We start from the raw sequence: 18,120 nt of genomic DNA, 5'->3' as shown, positions 1-18,120 counted from the left end.
AGGCAGAAAGATGATCGACAGGTTCGAGGGGAAGGTCGTCGTCGTCACCGGCGCCGGCGGCGGGATCGGCGTCGCCATCGGCGACCGCTTCGCGAGCGAGGGGGCGTACGTCGTGATCTGCGATCGCGACGCTGCCGCGGCCGACGCGGCGCGCGTGCGGATCGAGGCCGCCGGCCGCGGGCCGGCGAGCGTCGAGGCGTTCGATGTCGGCGATGGGGCGGATGCTGCTTCCGCCGTCGACCGGATCATCGCCGCGCACGGCCGCATCGACGTGCTCGTTAACAACGCGGGCGTCAACCGGCGCGGCGCGCTGCTCGACCTCAGCGAGGACGACTGGCGGCTCAGCTTCGCGGTGAACGTCGACTCGCTCTTCCACATGTGCCGCGCCGTGCTGCCGCACATGGTCGAGGCCGGCGGCGGCGCGATCGTGAACACCGCATCGCAGTGGGGACTCCACCCCGCGCCCGGCCACATCGCGTACAACGTCACCAAGGCGGCCGTCGTCTCGTTCACCGAGAACCTCGCCCGCGACTACGCGCCGAGCAAGGTGCGCGTGAACGCGGTCGCGCCCGGCGAGGTGCTCACGCCCATGGTCGAGGCCGGCCTCGCGCGGAGCGGACGGACCGTCGCCGACCTCGACGCCCTGGTGCCGTTCGGCCGGATCGGCCGCCCCGAGGAGATCGCCGCGATCATCGCGTTCCTCGCCTCCGACGAAGCGCCGTACATGACCGGCTCGATCGTCGAGGCGACCGGCGCGCAGGCCGTCGCATGAGCACCGGCGCGGACGAGGGCGAGCGCAGCGTCACCGGCCCGCTCGCCGGGAAGGTCGTGCTCGTCACGGGCGGATCCCGCGGCATCGGACGAGCCACCGTCGAGACCGCGCACCGCGACGGTGCCGAGGTCGTCGTGCACTACGCGAGCAACGAGGCTGCAGCCCGCGCGATCGCCGACGAGCTCGGGTCGCGCGTGCACCTTGTCGCGGGCGACCTGCTCGAGCCGGGCGAGACGGCACGCGTGTGGGACCGCGCGATCGGGGCCGCCGGCCGCATCGACGTGCTCGTGAACAACGCCGGCGCCTGGCTCGCCTCACCGCTCGACGACGACGCGGACTGGACCCGCGGCTGGGAGCAGAACCTGCAATTGAACCTCCAGGCCCCCGCCGACCTCTGCCGCTGCGCCATCCACCATTACCAGGAACGCCGCGGCGGCATCATCATCAATCTCGCGAGCCGCTCGTCGCATCGCGGCGACGACGCCGAGCACCTCGCCTACGGCGCCGCCAAGGGCGGCCTGCTCGCCCTCACCAAGGGCATCGCGCGCGGCTACGCGAAGGACGGCGTGCTCGCCTACGCGATCGCGCCCGGCTGGGTCGCCACCGACATCGCCGCCTCCGACCCCGCGAACGCCGGGATCGCCGCGACCCTCCCGCTCGGCGAGATCACCCCCACATCGGATGTCGCGGAGATGATCGCATTCCTCGCCTCGGGTCGATCGCGCCACGCCACTGGCGCGACGATCGACATCACTGGCGCCGACTACGTGCGCTGACCCGAGACGATCCGGTGCTGAGGCGCGAGAAGACCGTGTTCGGGGCCATTGCACACCCCGTCAGGCGCGACCTGCTCGACGCGCTGCGCGAGGCGTCCCGCCCGCTGTCGATCACGGAGCTCGGTGAGCTGTGCGAGGTGTCGCGGTCGACGGCGTCGCGGCACCTCGACATCCTTCGGACCGCGGGCGTCGTCACCGCCTGTCGGGACGAGCCGTCGACGCTGCACGTGCTGGACCGGACTGCATTCGCGTCCATCGAGGACTGGCTCTGTCCGTTCTTCGACGCTCAGGACCTGCCGACGTAGTTGTGCGCCCTCCGGGACTACGCCAGCGGGTCTGTGGTGAGCACTTCCATCAGTCGGCGGTGAGCGCGACCGGCGATGTCGATTCCCGTTGGGTCCACGAGCCACTGGATCTGCAGTCCGTCGATGAGTGCGATCAGGTCGCGGCCGAATCCTTCCAGGTCCGCGGCGGGGCGGACCAGTCCGCGCGACTGCGCCTCGCGCATCGCCTCATCGATGTCGTCCGCAAGCCAGCGGAACCGGTTCGAGATGTACGCGTATGCGGGATGGTCGGGCTCGGATGCCTCCGTCGACAGCGTGGCGAAGAGGCGGACGAGCTCCCGCTGCTCCTCGTTGTGTTCGAGCACCTGCAGCAGATGCCGCAGGTAGTGGATGCCGTCGCGCTTCGGATCGGTGTCACGGAAGAACAGTTCCCCGTTGACGCGGTCGCGTTCCTCGAGCACGGCGGCCAGTAGCGACTCCTTGGTGGGGAAGTGATGGAGGAGCCCGGCCCGGGAGACCCCGCACGCGGCGGCGATCTGCACCATGCTCGCACCGTGGAATCCGTTCGCGGAGAAGTGCGTGAACGCGGCGGCGATGATCTCGGCCCGCCGCCGTTCGCCCTTCGGGGAGGAGCGGGTGGGTCGGGTGGGCGTCCACGGGGTGTCGGCGGGCATCACGCCTCCGAGGGTAGCGACGCGCGTCGTCGATCGCGGCGGAGCAGCCACCACGCCGCAGCGGCCGACATGAGCTCGCCCAGCGGGAGCGCGATCCACACGCCGAGCGGTCCGAGGAGGCCGAGCGTGAGCACGAGGGGTATCTTGACGGCGACGATCGATCCGATGGAGATCCCGTAGGAGACCGCGGGTCGCCCGAGCGCTTGGAAGTAGACGGAGACGAGCGGCGGGATGCCGGCGACGACGATGCCGATGGCGATGATCCGCAGCGCCGTGACGGCGGATGCGGCGGCATCCGCGTCGTCGAGGAAGACGCTGACGAGGGCGTCGGCGCCCAGCGCGACGACCGCGGCAGCGATGCCGCCGACCATCAGGGTGGCCCGTGAGGCGAGCACCCGCGCGCGCTCGACGCGGTCATCGAGGAAGCGGCCCGCGTTGAACCCGATGATCGGCTGCATGCCCTGCGCGATGCCGGTCTGCGGCATGGTCACGAACGTCTGCACTCGTGCGCAGACCGCGTACGCCGCGAGCACTACGGCGCCCGCCGCGGCGAGCGTCGCGTTGACGAGCACGGCGAGTAGTGTGACGCCGATGCCCGCGAGGAACGATGGCGTGCCGATCGCGATCAGTTCGCGCACGGTGGCCGGGTGCGGTCGCAGGTGGGTGAGTCGGATCCGGTACGGGCGGTCCCGGCGGAGGAAGAAGAACCAGGCCGCCATGCTCGCCGACACCGCCTGACCGCCGACGGTCCCGAGCCCCGCGCCGACCACGCCGAGGTCGAACCCGAAGATGAGGATCGGATCCAGGATGATCTGCACGAGCACTGGGACGACCCACAGCATGGTGGAGAACAGCATCCGGCCCTCGGCGCGGACGATCGCGGAGAAGCCGGTCGCGACGATCGCGCCGCCGATGATGACCGTGCCGTAGGCCTGCGCATCGGGAAGGGTCGCGTCGGTCGCGCCCATCAGCTCCAGGAGGGGGGTGAGGAACACGAGCCCGAGGATCGTGACGGCGATCGCCGTCGCCCAGTACAGCGCGAACGCGGTCCCGGCTGCACGCGCTGCGCCGTCCGGATCCCGCCTGCCGAGCGCGCGCGACACCACCGATGCGCCGCCGACGCCGACGGTCGTGGCGACGGCGCCGAGCAGGAGCAGCAGGGGCGCCACCAGGTTCACCGCAGCCAGTGCGGTCGCGCCGACCCCACGGGCGACGAACCATGCGTTCGTCAGCGCGTAGATGCCGTAGACACCGACCGACAGCGTGGTCTGGGAGCAGGCCCACCACAGCAGCCGGCCGACGGGTTGCGTGCCGAGCTGATCCGGCGCGTCCAGCACGGGACGTCGGGTCACGACACGGCGGGCGCGCGCCCGAGCGCGGCCATGAGTCCGTCCAGCTCGCGGCGGCCGAAGTCGTAGACGGCGGTGTCGGTGTGCCCGCGGTACTCCGTCTCGACGATCATGATGACGGCGAGGTACAGCGAGTAGAGGCGACGCCGCGCGCGTTCGTCCTCGGTGAGCGTCGTGATCCCGAATCCGGCCATGAAGTCCGTCGGGTCGCCGAACGCGGCCATGTCGAGCCCGGTCAGGCCGGCCTCCATGAGGGGGTCGCCGTACACGGCGCGCTCATGGTCGAGGACGGCCACGATCCGTCCGTCTCGGATCATCGAGTTCTTCGCCCAGAGATCCACTTCGACCAGGCACGGTTCGGTGACCTCATCAAGCGTGTGGGCGTGGGCGGCGACCACGGCCCGGATCTCATCGGGATGCCGGCCCAGGTCGATCCCGACCCGCTCGCCGTCGAGGAGCGTGTCCTCGATCATCCTCGTAAACGCCTCGCGCCAGCTCGGCGATCCCGCGCCCAGGATCGGCCCGAAGTGCGGGCCCCGCACCGCGTTGATCTCGCGGTTCAGCGCCCCCAGCTCTCGCATTCCGGCCGCGACGACCTCCGCGCCCAGGCCGCCGGCATCCGCCGTGAGGCCGAAGTTGTCGGCGTCGACGTACTCCATGAAGAACAGGTCGGCATCGACGATCTCGTGCGTGAGGTCCACGTGATCGACCCGGGGGACCGGAACCGTCGTGAGCTCGGAGACGAGGCGCATCACCTCCAGTTCGACGCGCATCATCCCGATCTCGCGGGTCAGGACCGGCACGCCCGTGGGCGGGGCGATCTTCAGCACCACCTGGCGGCCGTCGCGCAGGCGGATCCGATACGCGACGTTGAACCAGCCCTCGGTCATCTCCTGCGCGAAGTCGTCGCCCACGGGGACCTGATCGACTCCGTACGCGCGCCCGATGAGACGGCGCAGCACCTCGGTGGACTGGCGGTTCTTCGTCGTGCTCTCCATCGAGCCTCCCTCGGATCATGCGCGTGAGAGCGCTCCCATGCGACGAGAGTAACATAAACCGACATGTATGTCGGTTTCGTCTTCCCTCGTCATGAAGCGTCAGTTCCGCGTCCTCCGCCGCCTTCCGGAAGTACATCGGCGGCACCCGGGATCCTCAGACGCGCGGCGGGCGACAGCGCTGTGCCGCATGCCCGGAGATACCCTTGATCACAGATCAGTCACGCCGTCGGCGTGCGTCATCAGCGCCATGAGTGCGGGTCTCCGTCGAGCATCACGATCGGAGGTTCGTGATCACGGGAGAACGGAGCGACCATGCCGCTGCCCAGGCTCGAACCCAGCGGTCGTGTGGGGGATCAGGTCTTCGAGGCGATCCGGGCCGCGATCGTGAGTGGGGAACTGCCGGCCGGGCACCGGCTTCGCATCCGGGAGCTCGCTGACGAGTTGGGCACGAGCGTGATGCCGGTGCGCGAGGCGATCCGGCGGCTCGAGGAGATCGGGCTCGCCGAGGCGCTGCCGTATCGCGGGGCCGTCGTGAAGGAGTTCACCGACACGGAGCTCCTCGAGCTGTACACGGTGCGTCATTGGCTCGAGACCAAGGCGACCATCCTCGGCGTCGCTCGCCTGTCGACGGCTGACATCGCGCGCATGCAGGCCGAGTACGAGGCGATGGCGGCCGCGGTGGCCGACCGGGCCGCGGTCGAGTACCTGGACCGCGATGAAGCCTTCCTCACGATCATCTACGAGGCGGCGAACAACGCCGTGCTCCTCGAGCTCATCCGAACGCTCTGGCACCGATGCCGCACGTACAAGATCCTGGGAGCACGGCGCGAGCTGTTCGCCGGTGATGCCGCAGTGCTGCTGAGCTTCCAGGAGGAGCTGTTGCAGGCTGCGCGTGACGGGGACGCCGATGGGGCAGGCCGTATCACCGAGGCGTCGCTCGATGCGGCGACGCAGCGCATCGAGCAGGCATTGGTGCAGTCCGGCTCCCGCTGATCGGCCCGGAGGCGACTGGCGAGGGTCGCCGGCGAGAAAGCTTCACATTCGCCCTTGTGTGATTTGTGATCACAGATTACAGTTGTGGGTACGAGGTCAGTGACGATCAGGTCCGCCGGACCTCGGTGACAGGCCCAATGGAGGACCCATCATGAGAGACACCGTGATCGTCGGCGGAGGACTCGCCGGCCTTTCCGCCGCCTGGCGGCTTCGCCACTGGGACACGCTCGTCCTCGAGGCCGACACTCGCGTCGGCGGCCGGATCAAGTCGGAGCGTCGCGGCGACTACTGGCTGAACTGGGGCGGGCACGTCTTCGCCGGACCCGGTTCCTCGACGGATGCCCTGCTGAACGAGGTCGGCGTCGCGGCCGTCGGCGTCCCCGGATCGCTGCAGGCACTGTCGATGAACGGCACGTTCCTCCGCAAGGGCCACATCGCGACGTATCCGATGCGCATCCCGATGCCGATGAGCGCGCGCCTCGCGACCGTCATGGCCGGCCTCAAGGTCGTCCGCGGCGTGGCGAAGTACACCGGCGTCGTACGCCAGCGTGCGGGGGAGTCGGGTGCGATGCGCCAGCAGCGCATCTACGACTTCGCCAACGACGTCTCCTTCCAGGACTTCATCGGGGACCTCCCCGACGACGCCGCAGCGCTGTTCAAGACGACCGTGACGCGTTCGGCCGGCGACATGGACCAGATCTCCGCGGGCGCCGGGATCGGCTACTTCAGCCTCGTCCTCGGGTTCGGGCAGGGGCTCAGCCGGGGGATCGTGGGCGGCCCGTCGACCCTGACCGAGTCGGTCGCGGCGGCACTCGGCGATCGGGTGCAGCTCGGGGCCGAGGTGCACGAGATCGTGCACCGGAAGGACTCCGTCCTCGTCCGCTACCGTCAGGACGGCGTCGACCACGAGGTCGAGGCTCGGACCGTCGTCCTCGCGACCACCGCCGACGTCACGCACCGCATCGGGGTCGACCTGCCCGCCGAGCTGCGCGACGCCCTCGGGCAGATCAAGTACGGCCCGCACGTCAGCTCGGCGTTCCTGACCGACGAGACCTCGGCCCGCCCGTGGGACGACATCTACGCGATCGCCGCACCGAAGCGCTCGTTCGCCATCGCCCTCAACCAGGCGAGCATCGTGCGCGGCACCGAATCGGTGCGCCGGCCCGGCGGCAGCTTCATGACGTTCTCGCCGGCGAGCCTCGGGAAGGCGCTCCTCGACAAGAGCGACGAAGAGGTCACCAGCATCCACCTCGCCGACCTCGAGCAGGTGCTCAAGGCCCCGGGCTTCTCGAACACCGTCGTCGAGGCCAAGGCGGAGCGCTGGGAGGTCGCGTCCCCGTACAGCTTCCCCGGACGCGCGAAGATCCAGCCCACGCTGCTGCGCGGCACCCCCCGGGTGTTCCTCGCCGGCGACTACCTCGGCACCCTCTACACCGAGACCTCCATCACCACGGGATTCTCGGCCGCGCAGGAGGCCGCGAGCGTCCTCGCCACCGGCCGGCAGACCCGCACCACGGTCGGCATGCCGGCCCGCCTCGCCCCGGTACCCAGCGCCACCACTGCGAACCGCCTCCACGAAAGGAACTCCGCATGACCACCCGACTCCAGGGCGTCCTCACCGCCCTGACCACGCCCTTCGACGCCGACGAGTCCCTCGATGTGCCGACGCTCCGCCGCGTCGTCGATCGATCCATCGACGCGGGCGTCGATGGCGTCGTCGCCGCCGGCTCCACCGGCGAGGTCGGCGCGCTGTCGTCCGACGAACGCCTACGACTGATCGAGACCGTGATCGAGCACGCCGACGGCCGCGTCCCGGTGATCGCGCAGACCGGCGCCACCTCCACGGCCGGGGCCATTCGTCTCTCTCGCGCGGCCCAGCGTGCCGGCGCCGACGTCCTGATGCTCATCACGCCGTACTACGAACCGCTCTCGGTCGACGAGACGGTCGCGTACCTGACGGATGTCGCGAATGCCGTCGACGTACCGGTGATGCTCTACAACATCCCGTCCGTCACCGGCGTGAACCTCGACCCGGACACGGTGCGCGGCCTCGCCGAGCGCGTCGAGAACGTCCGGTACATCAAGGACTCGAGCGCGAACTGGGAGCAGGCGCTCCAGCTGATCCACCACCACGGCGACGTGATCGGCACCTTCATCGGCTGGGACGCCTACCTCTACAGCGCCCTGGTCGAGGGCGCGGCCGGCGTCATGGCCGGCACGGCCAACGTCGTGCCGAACGAGATCGTCCGCGTCAGCCGGCTCATCGCCGACGGCGACCTGGGCGGGGCCCTCGCCGAGTGGCGTCGGCTCTACCCCGTCATCGACGCCCTGCTCTCGGTGCCGTTCATCCCCGCGGTCAAGGCTGCGCTCGCCCTCCAGGGCGAACCGGTCGGGTCGCCGCGCCGCCCGACGGCCGAACTGCCCGCGGATGCGGTCGCACGCATCGGCCGCGCCCTCGAGGCGCTCGCTCCCGTCGCCGCGCGCTGACGGGCCGCCTCGATCCCCTCGCAGAACAACAACGACGTTTTCTCCGCACGAAAGGGAACCCTGATGTCCACTCTCAACGCGTTCGACGACGCGCCACTCTCCCCGTTCCACAAGCGACTCGCCGTCTTCACGGCCGGCGGGCCGTTCCTCGACGGCTACATCCTCAGCATCATCGGCGTCGCGATGGTCCAGATCACGCCCGCATTCGACCTGACCGCGTCCGAACAGGGGCTCGTCGGCGCCGCGGCGCTGATCGGCATCTTCTTCGGCGCCTTCCTCGGCGGGTGGCTCACCGACAAGTTCGGCCGGCACCTGCTGTTCACCGTCGACCTCATCGCGCTCGTCGCCTGCTCGGTCCTGCAGGCCTTCGTCCAAGACGCGTTCTGGCTCATCATCCTGCGCCTGCTCATCGGCGTCGCCGTGGGCGCGGACTACCCGATCGCCACCTCGCTGCTGGCCGAGTTCACGCCGCGCCGCTACCGCGGCAAGCTCCTCGGCGCGTTCGTGACGACCTGGTTCATCGGCGCGGCCGTGGCGTACATCGTCGGCCAGTTCCTGCTGCAGTTCGACGACGGCTGGCGCTGGATGCTGGCGAGTGCGGCCCTGCCCGGGATCATCATCGTGCTCGCCCGAATGGGAACGCCCGAGTCGCCGCGGTGGCTGCTCAAGCGCGGTCGTGTCGAGGAGGCGCAGGAGGTCATCACCAAGGTCTACGGCGCCGGGGTGACGACCGACGACCTGCTCGCCGCCGACGAGGGCGCGGGAGCCAAGGTGAGCGTCCGCGACCTGCTCCGAGGCGGGTACGGCAAGCGGATCGCCTTCGTGACGCTGTTCTGGACGTGCTCGATCGTGCCGCTCTTCGCCGTGTACGCCTTCGGTCCCGCCATCCTCTCCGCCCTCAACATCGGCGACGACCTGGCTCACATCGGCGCGGCCGTGATCACGGTGATGTTCCTCGTCGGATGCCTCGTCGCCGTCGCGCTCGTCGAACGGATGGGGCGCCGCCCGCTCATCATCCACAGCTTCGTCTGGGCAGGGCTCGCCCTGCTCGCCCTCGGGATCTTCCCGGGCGCCAGCACCCTCGTGATCCTCATCCTCTTCGCCGCGTACGCCGTGCTCATCGGCGGCACGCAGATCATGCAATGGGTGTACCCGAACGAGCTGTTCCCGACCGAGGTCCGTGGATCGGCGGTCGGGCTCGCCTCCTCGCTCAGCCGCATCGGCGCCGCCGCCGGCACCTACCTCGTGCCCATCGCGCTCGCCGGCATCGGGATCGGACCCACGATGATCCTCGCCGGAGCGATCACGCTCGCCGGCGCGGTCATCTGCATCGCCTGGGCGCCCGAGACGCGAGGCAAGACGCTCGGCGAGGCTGCCGCGCTCACGCCGGCGAAGGGCCGACGGAGCACCCGCAGCACCGTCAGCGCGGCCTGAGAGCCGAACGCGTGCACGGCTGGGGTCGCAGGACCGGCGCGATCCCAGCCGGGCACGACCGACCATCGATCCATTCGACGACATCCCGGAGGAGGTGAAGGGGAACCGGCCGGTGCCGGCCCCCGACGCGATGTCGATTCACGAACGATCCGCGACGACCACGCTCGCACAGCCGCAACACGCGGTCGCGGCGCGCGCCGGCCGGCCGCTGAGGGGCATCGTCTGGTCCCTGCTGGCCAGCACGCTCTTCGGGGTGATGTTCTACGTCTCCGGCGTCATCGACGCCTCGCCCGAGGCCGTCTTCGCCTGGCGGATGGTGATCACGGCGGCGTGCTATGCGGCCGCCTTGTTCGGGCGATCGAATCGCCGCGCGCTGCGCGGACTCGTCGCCGCGCTCACCGCATCCTGGTGGTCCCCGCTCGTGCTGGTGGCCACGAGCGCGCTCGTGGGGGTGCAGATGTGGCTGTTCGCCTGGGCCCCGGCTCACGGGTACGGGCTCGACGCATCCCTCGGCTACCTGCTCCTGCCGATCGTGCTCGTCGTGATCGGCCGCGTCGGCTTCCGTGAGCGGGTCTCGAAGCTGCAGTGGATCGCCGTGGCCGTGGCCGCCGTCGCCGTCGGGACGAACCTGGTGCTCACCGGCGCGGCATCCTGGGTGACCTTCACGGTCTGCATCGGCTACGCCCTCTACTTCGCGATCCGCAGGAAGTCGGGACTCGAGGGCGCCGCGGCGTTCGGCGCCGAGGTCGTGCTGCTCGTCCCCGTGTCCATCTGGTTCCTGTTCACGACGGAAGGGCCGACCGGGTCCGCGGCGCTGCTCGCAGTGATCGCCGCTGGGGTCGCCGGCGCTGCGGCGATGACCGCCTACCTCGGGGCGTCGCGTGCGTTGAGCATGCCCGTGTTCGGCCTCCTGACCTACGTCGAGCCGATCCTGCTGTTCGTCGTCGCGATGCTCCTCGGCGAACACCTGCACGAGAGCGATGCAGTCGTGTACCTCGTCCTCGCCGCAGCCCTCGGCCTGCTCGCGGTCGACGGGTTCATCTCCAGGCGGCCGTCTCGTTGCCGGGTGATGACTCCGAGAGTCAGGCGATGGGAGGATGTTCCTCATGCGAGATGACGTCCAGGGACAGCGCGACGATCCCGAGATGCCCCGCTACGCCGGCCTGGCGACCTACGCGCTCCTGCCGACGATCGAGCGCGTCGATCGAGCCGACATCGCCGTGCTCGGAGTTCCCTTCGATTCGGGTACGAGCTTCCGGCCCGGCGCTCGATTCGGCCCGGCTCACATCCGCGAGCACTCCCGCCAGCTGCATCCCTACCACGCCCCTCATGACGCCTATCCCTTCCGCGACGTCCAAGTGGTGGACGCGGGCGACGTCGCAGTCGGTCCGTTCGACATCCCACGAGCGGTCGAGGCCATCGAAACCCGCGCGCGGAGACTCGTCGACGACGGAGCCAGGGTGGTCGCGCTCGGCGGCGACCACACCATCGCCCTGCCACTCCTGCGGGCGGCGACGTCCGCGCACGGTCCGGTGGCCGTCGTCCACTTCGATGCCCATCTCGACACGTGGGACGTGCTCCACGGCGCGACGATCTGGCACGGGTCCCCGTTCAGGCGTGCCGCTGAGGAGGGACTGCTCGATCTCGAGCACTGCCAGCACGTGGGCATCCGTGGCGGCGTCTACAGCCCCGCGGAACTCGACGACGACGCTCGGGCCGGCTTCCGGATCATCCGCGCCGAGGAGTTCCTGGACCGATCGAGCGAGCGCATCGCCGAGCAGATCCGTGCGCGCGTCGGAGGTGTTCCGGTCTACGTCTCCGTCGACATCGACGTGCTGGACCCCGCGTTCGCTCCCGGCACGGGCACGCCCGAGGTCGCCGGGATCAGCACCGGCGAGTTCTTCGCGGTCCTGAGGAGGTTGCGGGGGCTGAACATCGTCGGTGCCGACGTGGTCGAGGTCGCGCCGGCCTACGACCACGCCGGGATCACCGGGCTCGCCGCCGCGCACACGGCGTGGGAGCTCATCACGCTCATGGGGTTGAGCGAGGCCCGATAGCGCACGAGTCGTCCGCGGACCGTTCCGTCGACGCGGTCGCCACGGCGGCCGGCGCGAGGAGCGGTCCGAATAGGCTGACCTCATGACGCTGACGCAGCTGCAGGCGTTCGTCGCCGCCGCAGCGCTCCGTTCCTTCACGGCCGCCGCGGCGGAGCTGAAGATGAGTCAACCTGCCGTCTCCGACCTGATCCGGCGTCTCGAACAGGAACTGGAGACTCCGCTGTTCCATCGAGCATCGCGAACGCTGGTCCTGACTGCCGCAGGGGAGCAGCTGCTGCCCCATGCGGAGACGGCCGTCGCCGCTGCCGACCAGGGTCGTCGGGCCGTTCGATCGCAGCTGGAGCTCGACGGCGGCATCGCGACGTTCGGGCTGCTCCGCAACGCGGACTTCTACCTGAAGGCGGACCTTGCGCAGCGGTTCCGACGGGAGCATCCCCGGGTCCGGATCCGGCTGGTCGGGCAGAACAGCGCTGAGACCGCCGCAGACGTGGCGAGCGGCGTCCTCGAAGCCGGACTCGTGACACTTCCCATCGTCGACGACGGGCTCGAACTGGTTCCGCTCCTGCGCGACGAGCTGGTGTACGTCACCGCCGATCCGAGCCGCGCCGTGCATGCTCGGGCCATCGAGGACCTCCTGGCCGCCCCGCTCGTGCTCTACGACGCGCATTACGCCACGGTGGATCCGGCGCGACGGCAACTCGACGAGCGTGCGCAGATCGCCGGCGGGAAGATCGAACCCGAGATCGAGGTCGAGTACCTGACGACGGCTATCTCCCTGGTCCGCGAGGGATTCGGTGACTCGATCATCTGCAGGGCGGCCGTGTCCCCGCTCATCGACGGCGGCCTGCACACCGTTTCGTTCCAGCCCCGGCTCTACGACACGATCGCACTCGTGAAACGCCGCGGAGCGGTGCTCTCGCCGGCTACGCGCGAGATGGCGCGGATGGCGGTCGACTCGCTCCTGGAGCACCAGGACACGGCTGACGGCACCGCCGAGCTCATCGTGTCGACTCCGCAGCTCGCTCGGTTCTTCCGGCACTGACCGGATCGGACGGGCGCGGCCGACTCACGGACGGTGTGCGTCCGAGGGGACCGCTCCTGCCCAGTCGGGGAGGGTGCCGGTGGCGCGTGCGGCTCGGGCATCCCCCGAACGGGCGTGGCCCTCGAAGTTCTCCGCGCGCGCTGCGCGACCGAGGAGGACGCCGAGCTCGGCCGAGGCTTCGATCGAGGTGATCTCCTGGTAGGTGACCGTCTTCAGGAACTTGCCGACCCAGAGCCCGCCGGTGTAGCGGGCGGCGAGGCGGGTGGGGAGCACGTGGTTGGTGCCGATGACCTTGTCGCCGTAGGAGACGCACGTGTTCTCGCCGAGGAACAGCGCCCCGTAGTTCGTCAGCTCGCCGAGTGCCTCGCGCGGGTCGCCCGTGAAGACCTGGACGTGCTCGCTCGCGAACTCGTCGGACACCGCATACGCCTCCTCGAGATCGTCGACGACGATCACCTGCCCGTGATCCCGCCATGCCGCGCCGGCGATCTCCGCCGTCGGCAGGGTGGCGAGCTGCTCCTCGATCTCGGCGAGCACCGCCCGCGCGACCGCATCCGACGTGGTCACGAGGATGGCGGGGGAGTCGGGGCCGTGCTCCGCCTGGCTCAGGAGATCCACCGCCGTCAGGAACGGGTCCGCCGTCTCGTCGGCGATGATCAGCACCTCGGTCGGGCCGGCGAAGAGGTCGATGCCGACCTCGCCGAAGAGCTGCCGCTTCGCCTCCGCGACGTACGCGTTGCCCGGGCCCACGAGGACATCGACGCGGTCGATCGTCTCGGTTCCGATCGCGAGGGCTGCGACCGCCTGCACTCCGCCGATGAGGTGGATCTCGTCCGCGCCGGCGAGGTGGATCGCAGCGATGGAGGCATCCGGGATGACTCCGCCGGGCGCCGGCGTGGCGGCCGCCACTCGCGTCACTCCGGCGACCTTCGCCGTGATGATCGTCATGTGCGCGGAGGCGAGCAACGGGTACCGGCCGCCGGGGATGTAGGCGCCGACCGCGTTGACGGGGAGGTTCTTCTGCCCGAGCAAGACGCCAGGTTGCACCTCGGCTTCGAAGTCGCGCAGGGAGTCGCGCTGCAGCTGCGCGAAGCGACGCACGTTCTCCTGAGCCGTCTTGATGTCATCGATCGTCTGCGCGGGGACGCGCGCGATCGCTTCCTGGATCTCGCGATCGCCGAGTCGGGTCGACGCCGGGGCGAATCGGTCGAACTTCTCCGAGTACTCCCGAACGGCGACATCCCCACGAGCACGCACGTCCGCGATGACGGTGGTGACGGTCTCACCGACAGCGTCGGCGGAACCGCCCGCCCCTGATGACCGCACCGCGCTCTTCACGTACCGTCGCATCGCATTCCCTTCCGTACCTCGAGCACCCGGGTCCGGGTGTCGCATGATTCAAGGTATGCGGACGGAATCCACAAGACAAAGGTCAGTTCTATTGGGTCAGGTATAGGACTCTCTTATGTCACATGGGGGACCGAAGTACGGCATCGGCGCTCACGTCACCCGATAGGCCGTGTACTGGACGGTATCGGCCTCGCGGATGCACGAGGCGATGAACACGGAGCGTTGCAGGTGCGCGAGTCGCGGTGCCGAGGTCTCGATCGTGAGGGCAGTGCGGAAGTAGTACGACGCGGGATCGACCGCGTCCCCGCGGAGCAGCGATTCGAGGACCGCCGGCTCACCGGAGCGCACGCCGGCGACCTGGAGGTAGAGCAGGTCGCCGGTGTCGGTGCGAGCGGAGTAGCGTCCGTCGATCTCGAGCGAGCCGTCCGGTCGCACCAGCTGCCAGTCGGCGCCGCCAGGCAGGATCTCGCCGGTGAGCGACCCGGTGATCCGTCCGCCGGTGATCGAGATGACCCGCCGGTGTCCGGCGCGGGTCGCGCCGTAGTCGTCGACGGCGCCGACGTGGACGACGACGTCGAAGGCTGCCTCGAGCGCGGGCACCGTGGGTGCGGGGTGATCGGTCATGCTCGTTCCTCCGTCGTGTCGACCGCCGCCGCCGTCGTCTCCGCTGCCCCGTCGCCATGCCGGAGTTCGACCAGGACGTCGCGCAGCCGCTCGAGCGCAGGCAGCGCGGCGTCGAGGGCGTCGAGGTCGTCGGCTGGCAGCACGGATGCCGCGTCCGCGACGATCGCGGCGGAGGCCCGGTCGAAGCGCACGAACAGGTCGAGGGCGTGGGCGGATGCCACGACGTCGACGCCCCGGCCGTCGCCGGCGCGTGGGGTGCGGGCGACGAGGCCGTCGCGTTCCATGCGATTCAGCAGGTTGCTGACGGTCGGGCGGCCGAGGCCGAGCGACTCGGCGAGTTCGCTCGGCGACGCGACCGTGCCGCGGGGGAGCGCTCGGATGACCTCGATCTGCGCGTCCTGGAGTTCGGGCAGCCCTTCGCGCCGGCGTGCGGCGCCGAGGAGGGCGCGGCGGAGCGGGGAGACGACGGCGGCGAGGCGGGCGGCGTCGAAGCTCATGATGTCGCCTGTGCCTCAGCCGGCCTGCCGGCGTCGGCGACGACGCTCATCGACGCCCGCGAGTTGAGGACGTCGGGGTGGAACCCCGCCGCACGCTTGTAGGCGGCGGCGATCTCGGCCAGTTCCTCCTCGGGGATCACGTCGTGGACGTCGGCGAAGCCGCCGGGTGCGCGCTCGTAGGCGAGCTGCATCACGCGCTCGGGGCCGGTCTGCCGGGTCATCTCGAGGAGGGCCGCGGTCGCCGGGCGTCGGTCGGCCTCGTAGGCGTCGAGTGCCGCGGGAACGGTCGGCGCGGTCGCGAGGTGGAGGGCGAGGGTGCGCGCGTCGAGGATCGCCTGGGAGCCGCCGTTCGACCCGTTCGGGTACATCGCGTGGGCGGCATCGCCGACGAGCGTGGTCCGGCCGAAGGTCCACCGTGGCAGCGCGTCGCGGTCGACCATCGGGTATTCCAGGATCTCGTCGGCGGCGGCGATCGCGGCGGGGACGTCGAGCCAGTCGAATCGCCAGTCCCGGAACAGCTCGACGATCGGCGCCGGGTCGACCGCGCGGTTCCAGTCGGCGTCGGGGGCGCCCTCGCCTCGACGTTCGGCGATGAAGTTCACGCGCTGCAACCCCGCGTCGTCGGGTGCGCTGAGCGGGTAGGCGACGAACTTCTGGTCGCCGTCGCCGGCCATGATCATCGTCCGCCCGTCCAGGTAGCCGGGGATCACCGCGGTGCCGCGCCACAGCGTGAGGCCGCTCCACGGCGGTGCGCCCTCGGCGGGATATCGGATCGCTCGCAACGCGGAGTGGATGCCGTCGGCGCCGATGACGAGGTCGCCGGTCGCGTCGACCGGGCCTGCCTCGGTGTCGAACGTCGCCGTGACCGCATCCGGCCCCTCGGTGACGTCGACGAGGCGATGTCCGGTCTCGATGACCTCGCCCAGGCGCTCGCGCACGAGGTCGACCAGGGCGAGCTGCAGCCGCCCCCGATGCACCGAGAGCTGCGGCCACCGGTAGCCGGCGTCGAGCCCGCGCGGCTCGGACCAGATCGCCTGGCCGTGCCGGTTGTAGTAGGCCAGGCGCGACGGCGCGACGCCCAGCGCCTCGATCCGGTCGGCGACGCCGAGCTCGGTGAGTTCGCGCACGGCATGCGGCAGCAGGTTGATGCCGACGCCGAGACCGCGGATCTCGGACGCGCGCTCGAAGATGCGGATGTCGCGGATGCCCGCGGCCTCGAGGCTGAGGGCCGTGGCGAGGCCGGCGATGCCGGCTCCGACGATGACGACGTTCACGATGCGGGGCTCCTGTCTGCGCGACCACGTCGGCGCGCAAATGTAGTTTTGCACGTGAACTACATTTCGTCCAGCGGTCGGTGGTCGAGGCGTGCCGTCGATTCGCCGGCGGACTCGATTGATCGCGCCCGGCTATCGGCCCCCGCCTTCGGGGCCGATGACCCGAACGACGGCCCCTGCGATGTCGACGGAGTCGGGCCGATCGTCGTCGAGCGCGCGATGGAGTGTCAGGCCCTCGATCAGCGCATCCAGGATCCGAGCGGTCTCCGGGTCGAAGTGCTGCTCCAGCGCGGCACGACTGCGTGCCATCCATTCTGCGGTGAGGCGGCGATAGCCGCGCTCGCGGGCCGCGAGCGTGTACAGCTCGTGGGTGAGCACGAGTTCCCGGCTGCTTCCGAACACGTCATCGCGGATGATCGCGATCACGGCGTCCAGCGCCGACGCCGGATCATGGGCGGACGCCATCCGCTCCTCGAACCGTTCGCTGATCGTGGTGGTGAATCGCGCGAACGCCTGATTCAGGAGGTCGTCGATTCCGTCGAAGTGGTAGGTCATCGAACCCAGGGGGACGCCGGCGCGCTCCGCGACCCTGCGGTGGGACGCGCCGGCGACTCCCGATTCGGCGATGACATCGAGGCACGCGTCGATGATCCGGTCGCGCCGGTCGGGGTCGTTGCGGCGGCCGCGGCGGCTCCCGACGTTCGATTCAGCTCGTGGCATCCTGGCTTCCGATCGCGCGGATCACCCGCGCGGGGTTGCCGACCGCGATCACCCCCGCGGGGATGTCCTTGGTGACCACTGCGCCCGCGCCGATGACGGAGTCGTCGCCGATGGTGACCCCGGGGCAGACGATCACGCCGCCTCCGAGCCAGACGTTGTCACCGATGGTGATCGGCTGGGCTGCCTCGAGCTTGTCGCGGCGCGGCTCGGGGTCGATCGGGTGCGTCGGTGTGAGCAACTGCACGTTCGGCCCGATCTGGCAGTCGTCGCCGATCGTGATCGCCGCAACGTCGAGCGCGGTGAGGTTGTAGTTCACGAACGTGCGCTCCCCGATCGAGATGTTCTCGCCGTAGTCCACGAACAGCGGCGGTTTGACGAACGCGCCCTCGCCGAGGTGCCCGACCAGCGCCTCCAGCAGGGGGCGGGCCGCTGACTCGTCCGCCACGGCGGCGCGGTGGTAGGCGTCGGCGAGCCGGACGGCGCGCTGCGCGATGCGGCCGCTCTCGGGGTCGTCGGCGATGTAGAGGTCTCCGGCGAGCATGCGCTCCCGATTCGTGCGCGGGTCGCCAGCGAAGTATTCGGTCATGGATCCACGGTACCAGAGAGTATGTACGAGTGTACGCATAATCGCCACTGTCGGACCCATGCGCCCGCTCAGCGACGGTGCGATCGCTCGGGACCGCGGATTCCGCGGCCGCATCCTCGAGGCGACCGTGCTTCTTCACCCGCGACAGATCGTGCTCCGCGGGGAACGGGTCCGACTCCCCAGCGAAGATGCGCCGGGACTTG

19 protein-coding genes are annotated in these 18,120 nt (G+C 70.2%); 10 read left to right on the top strand and 9 right to left on the bottom strand.

What is annotated here, in order from left to right; all coding sequences use genetic code 11:
* The first annotated feature begins 10 nt into the window (after nt 1-10).
* The 3 genes from ABME02_RS17125 to ABME02_RS17115 are packed head-to-tail and all read left to right on the top strand — an operon-like array spanning nt 11 to nt 1,853.
* Nucleotides 11-772 (top strand): SDR family NAD(P)-dependent oxidoreductase, encoded by a 762-nt coding sequence (locus ABME02_RS17125; protein WP_353816569.1) that lies wholly within the window; start codon nt 11-13, stop codon nt 770-772.
* Nucleotides 769-1,548, top strand: a complete 780-nt coding sequence (locus ABME02_RS17120; RefSeq protein WP_353816568.1) for an SDR family NAD(P)-dependent oxidoreductase — start codon at nt 769-771, stop codon at nt 1,546-1,548. Before ABME02_RS17125 ends, ABME02_RS17120 begins: the two co-directional genes overlap by 4 nt.
* A 14-nt stretch (nt 1,549-1,562) precedes the next feature.
* Nucleotides 1,563-1,853: an ArsR/SmtB family transcription factor gene (locus ABME02_RS17115; protein WP_353816567.1), complete on the top strand. Its 291-nt coding sequence runs from the start codon at nt 1,563-1,565 to the stop codon at nt 1,851-1,853.
* Between the two features lie 17 nt (nt 1,854-1,870).
* Here the strand turns inward: ABME02_RS17115 and ABME02_RS17110 are convergent, their stop codons facing one another.
* From ABME02_RS17110 to ABME02_RS17100, 3 genes are read right to left on the bottom strand one after another with little or no spacing between them, the layout of a single operon-like run.
* Nucleotides 1,871-2,506 (bottom strand): TetR/AcrR family transcriptional regulator, encoded by a 636-nt coding sequence (locus ABME02_RS17110; RefSeq protein ID WP_353816618.1) that lies wholly within the window; start codon nt 2,504-2,506, stop codon nt 1,871-1,873.
* Nucleotides 2,506-3,843 (bottom strand): MATE family efflux transporter, encoded by a 1,338-nt coding sequence (locus ABME02_RS17105; RefSeq protein ID WP_353816566.1) that lies wholly within the window; start codon nt 3,841-3,843, stop codon nt 2,506-2,508. Before ABME02_RS17105 ends, ABME02_RS17110 begins: the two co-directional genes overlap by 1 nt.
* Nucleotides 3,844-3,854: 11 nt before the next feature.
* Entirely contained in the window at nt 3,855-4,853 is a 999-nt protein-coding gene (locus tag ABME02_RS17100; protein WP_353816565.1) for a phosphotransferase family protein, read from the bottom strand.
* A 312-nt stretch (nt 4,854-5,165) separates the two neighbouring features.
* Between ABME02_RS17100 and ABME02_RS17095 the strand changes: the two genes are divergently transcribed.
* The 7 genes from ABME02_RS17095 (at nt 5,166) to ABME02_RS17065 (ending at nt 12,866) form a co-directional block, all read left to right on the top strand.
* Entirely contained in the window at nt 5,166-5,846 is a 681-nt protein-coding gene (locus tag ABME02_RS17095) for a GntR family transcriptional regulator (protein WP_353816564.1), read from the top strand.
* 151 nt (nt 5,847-5,997) lie between these two features.
* Nucleotides 5,998-7,440, top strand: coding sequence for a protoporphyrinogen/coproporphyrinogen oxidase (locus ABME02_RS17090; protein ID WP_353816563.1), 1,443 nt, complete (start codon nt 5,998-6,000; stop codon nt 7,438-7,440).
* A complete protein-coding gene (gene dapA, locus ABME02_RS17085) occupies nt 7,437-8,333 on the top strand; it encodes a 4-hydroxy-tetrahydrodipicolinate synthase (RefSeq protein ID WP_353816562.1) in 897 nt (298 codons plus the stop codon). Before ABME02_RS17090 ends, dapA begins: the two co-directional genes overlap by 4 nt.
* Before the next feature lie 63 nt (nt 8,334-8,396).
* Nucleotides 8,397-9,767, top strand: a complete 1,371-nt coding sequence (locus ABME02_RS17080) for an MFS transporter (RefSeq protein WP_353816561.1) — start codon at nt 8,397-8,399, stop codon at nt 9,765-9,767.
* Nucleotides 9,768-9,879: 112 nt separating this feature from the next.
* Nucleotides 9,880-10,884 carry an EamA family transporter RarD gene (rarD, locus tag ABME02_RS17075; protein ID WP_353816560.1) on the top strand — a complete coding sequence of 335 codons (1,005 nt, stop codon included), beginning with the start codon at nt 9,880-9,882 and terminating at the stop codon, nt 10,882-10,884.
* On the top strand, nt 10,874-11,824 hold the full coding sequence (gene speB, locus ABME02_RS17070) for an agmatinase (RefSeq protein WP_353816559.1): 951 nt from the start codon (nt 10,874-10,876) through the stop codon (nt 11,822-11,824). Before rarD ends, speB begins: the two co-directional genes overlap by 11 nt.
* An 82-nt stretch (nt 11,825-11,906) precedes the next feature.
* Nucleotides 11,907-12,866, top strand: coding sequence for a LysR family transcriptional regulator (locus tag ABME02_RS17065; RefSeq protein WP_353816558.1), 960 nt, complete (start codon nt 11,907-11,909; stop codon nt 12,864-12,866).
* Nucleotides 12,867-12,890: 24 nt separating this feature from the next.
* Here the strand turns inward: ABME02_RS17065 and hisD are convergent, their stop codons facing one another.
* The 6 genes from hisD to ABME02_RS17035 all read right to left on the bottom strand — a co-directional run bounded on the left by hisD (nt 12,891) and on the right by ABME02_RS17035 (nt 17,917).
* The gene (gene hisD / locus ABME02_RS17060) at nt 12,891-14,216 is read right to left on the bottom strand and encodes a histidinol dehydrogenase (RefSeq protein ID WP_353816557.1); all 1,326 of its coding nucleotides are present in this window, start codon (nt 14,214-14,216) and stop codon (nt 12,891-12,893) included.
* Between the two features lie 150 nt (nt 14,217-14,366).
* Entirely contained in the window at nt 14,367-14,840 is a 474-nt protein-coding gene (locus tag ABME02_RS17055) for a DUF3237 domain-containing protein (protein WP_353816556.1), read from the bottom strand.
* On the bottom strand, nt 14,837-15,337 hold the full coding sequence (locus ABME02_RS17050; RefSeq protein ID WP_353816555.1) for a MarR family winged helix-turn-helix transcriptional regulator: 501 nt from the start codon (nt 15,335-15,337) through the stop codon (nt 14,837-14,839). The genes ABME02_RS17055 and ABME02_RS17050 overlap by 4 nt, the downstream gene beginning before the upstream one ends.
* On the bottom strand, nt 15,334-16,611 hold the full coding sequence (locus ABME02_RS17045) for a flavin-dependent oxidoreductase (protein WP_353816554.1): 1,278 nt from the start codon (nt 16,609-16,611) through the stop codon (nt 15,334-15,336). Before ABME02_RS17045 ends, ABME02_RS17050 begins: the two co-directional genes overlap by 4 nt.
* A gap of 132 nt (nt 16,612-16,743) precedes the next feature.
* Nucleotides 16,744-17,331: a TetR/AcrR family transcriptional regulator gene (locus ABME02_RS17040; protein WP_353816553.1), complete on the bottom strand. Its 588-nt coding sequence runs from the start codon at nt 17,329-17,331 to the stop codon at nt 16,744-16,746.
* A complete protein-coding gene (locus ABME02_RS17035) occupies nt 17,318-17,917 on the bottom strand; it encodes a sugar O-acetyltransferase (protein WP_353816552.1) in 600 nt (199 codons plus the stop codon). Before ABME02_RS17035 ends, ABME02_RS17040 begins: the two co-directional genes overlap by 14 nt.
* Nucleotides 17,918-18,120: the final 203 nt, after the last annotated feature.

The organism is Agromyces zhanjiangensis (genome assembly GCF_040496055.1).
Classification (GTDB): domain Bacteria; phylum Actinomycetota; class Actinomycetes; order Actinomycetales; family Microbacteriaceae; genus Agromyces; species Agromyces zhanjiangensis.
This window is presented reverse-complemented; position numbering and strand designations above follow the sequence as displayed.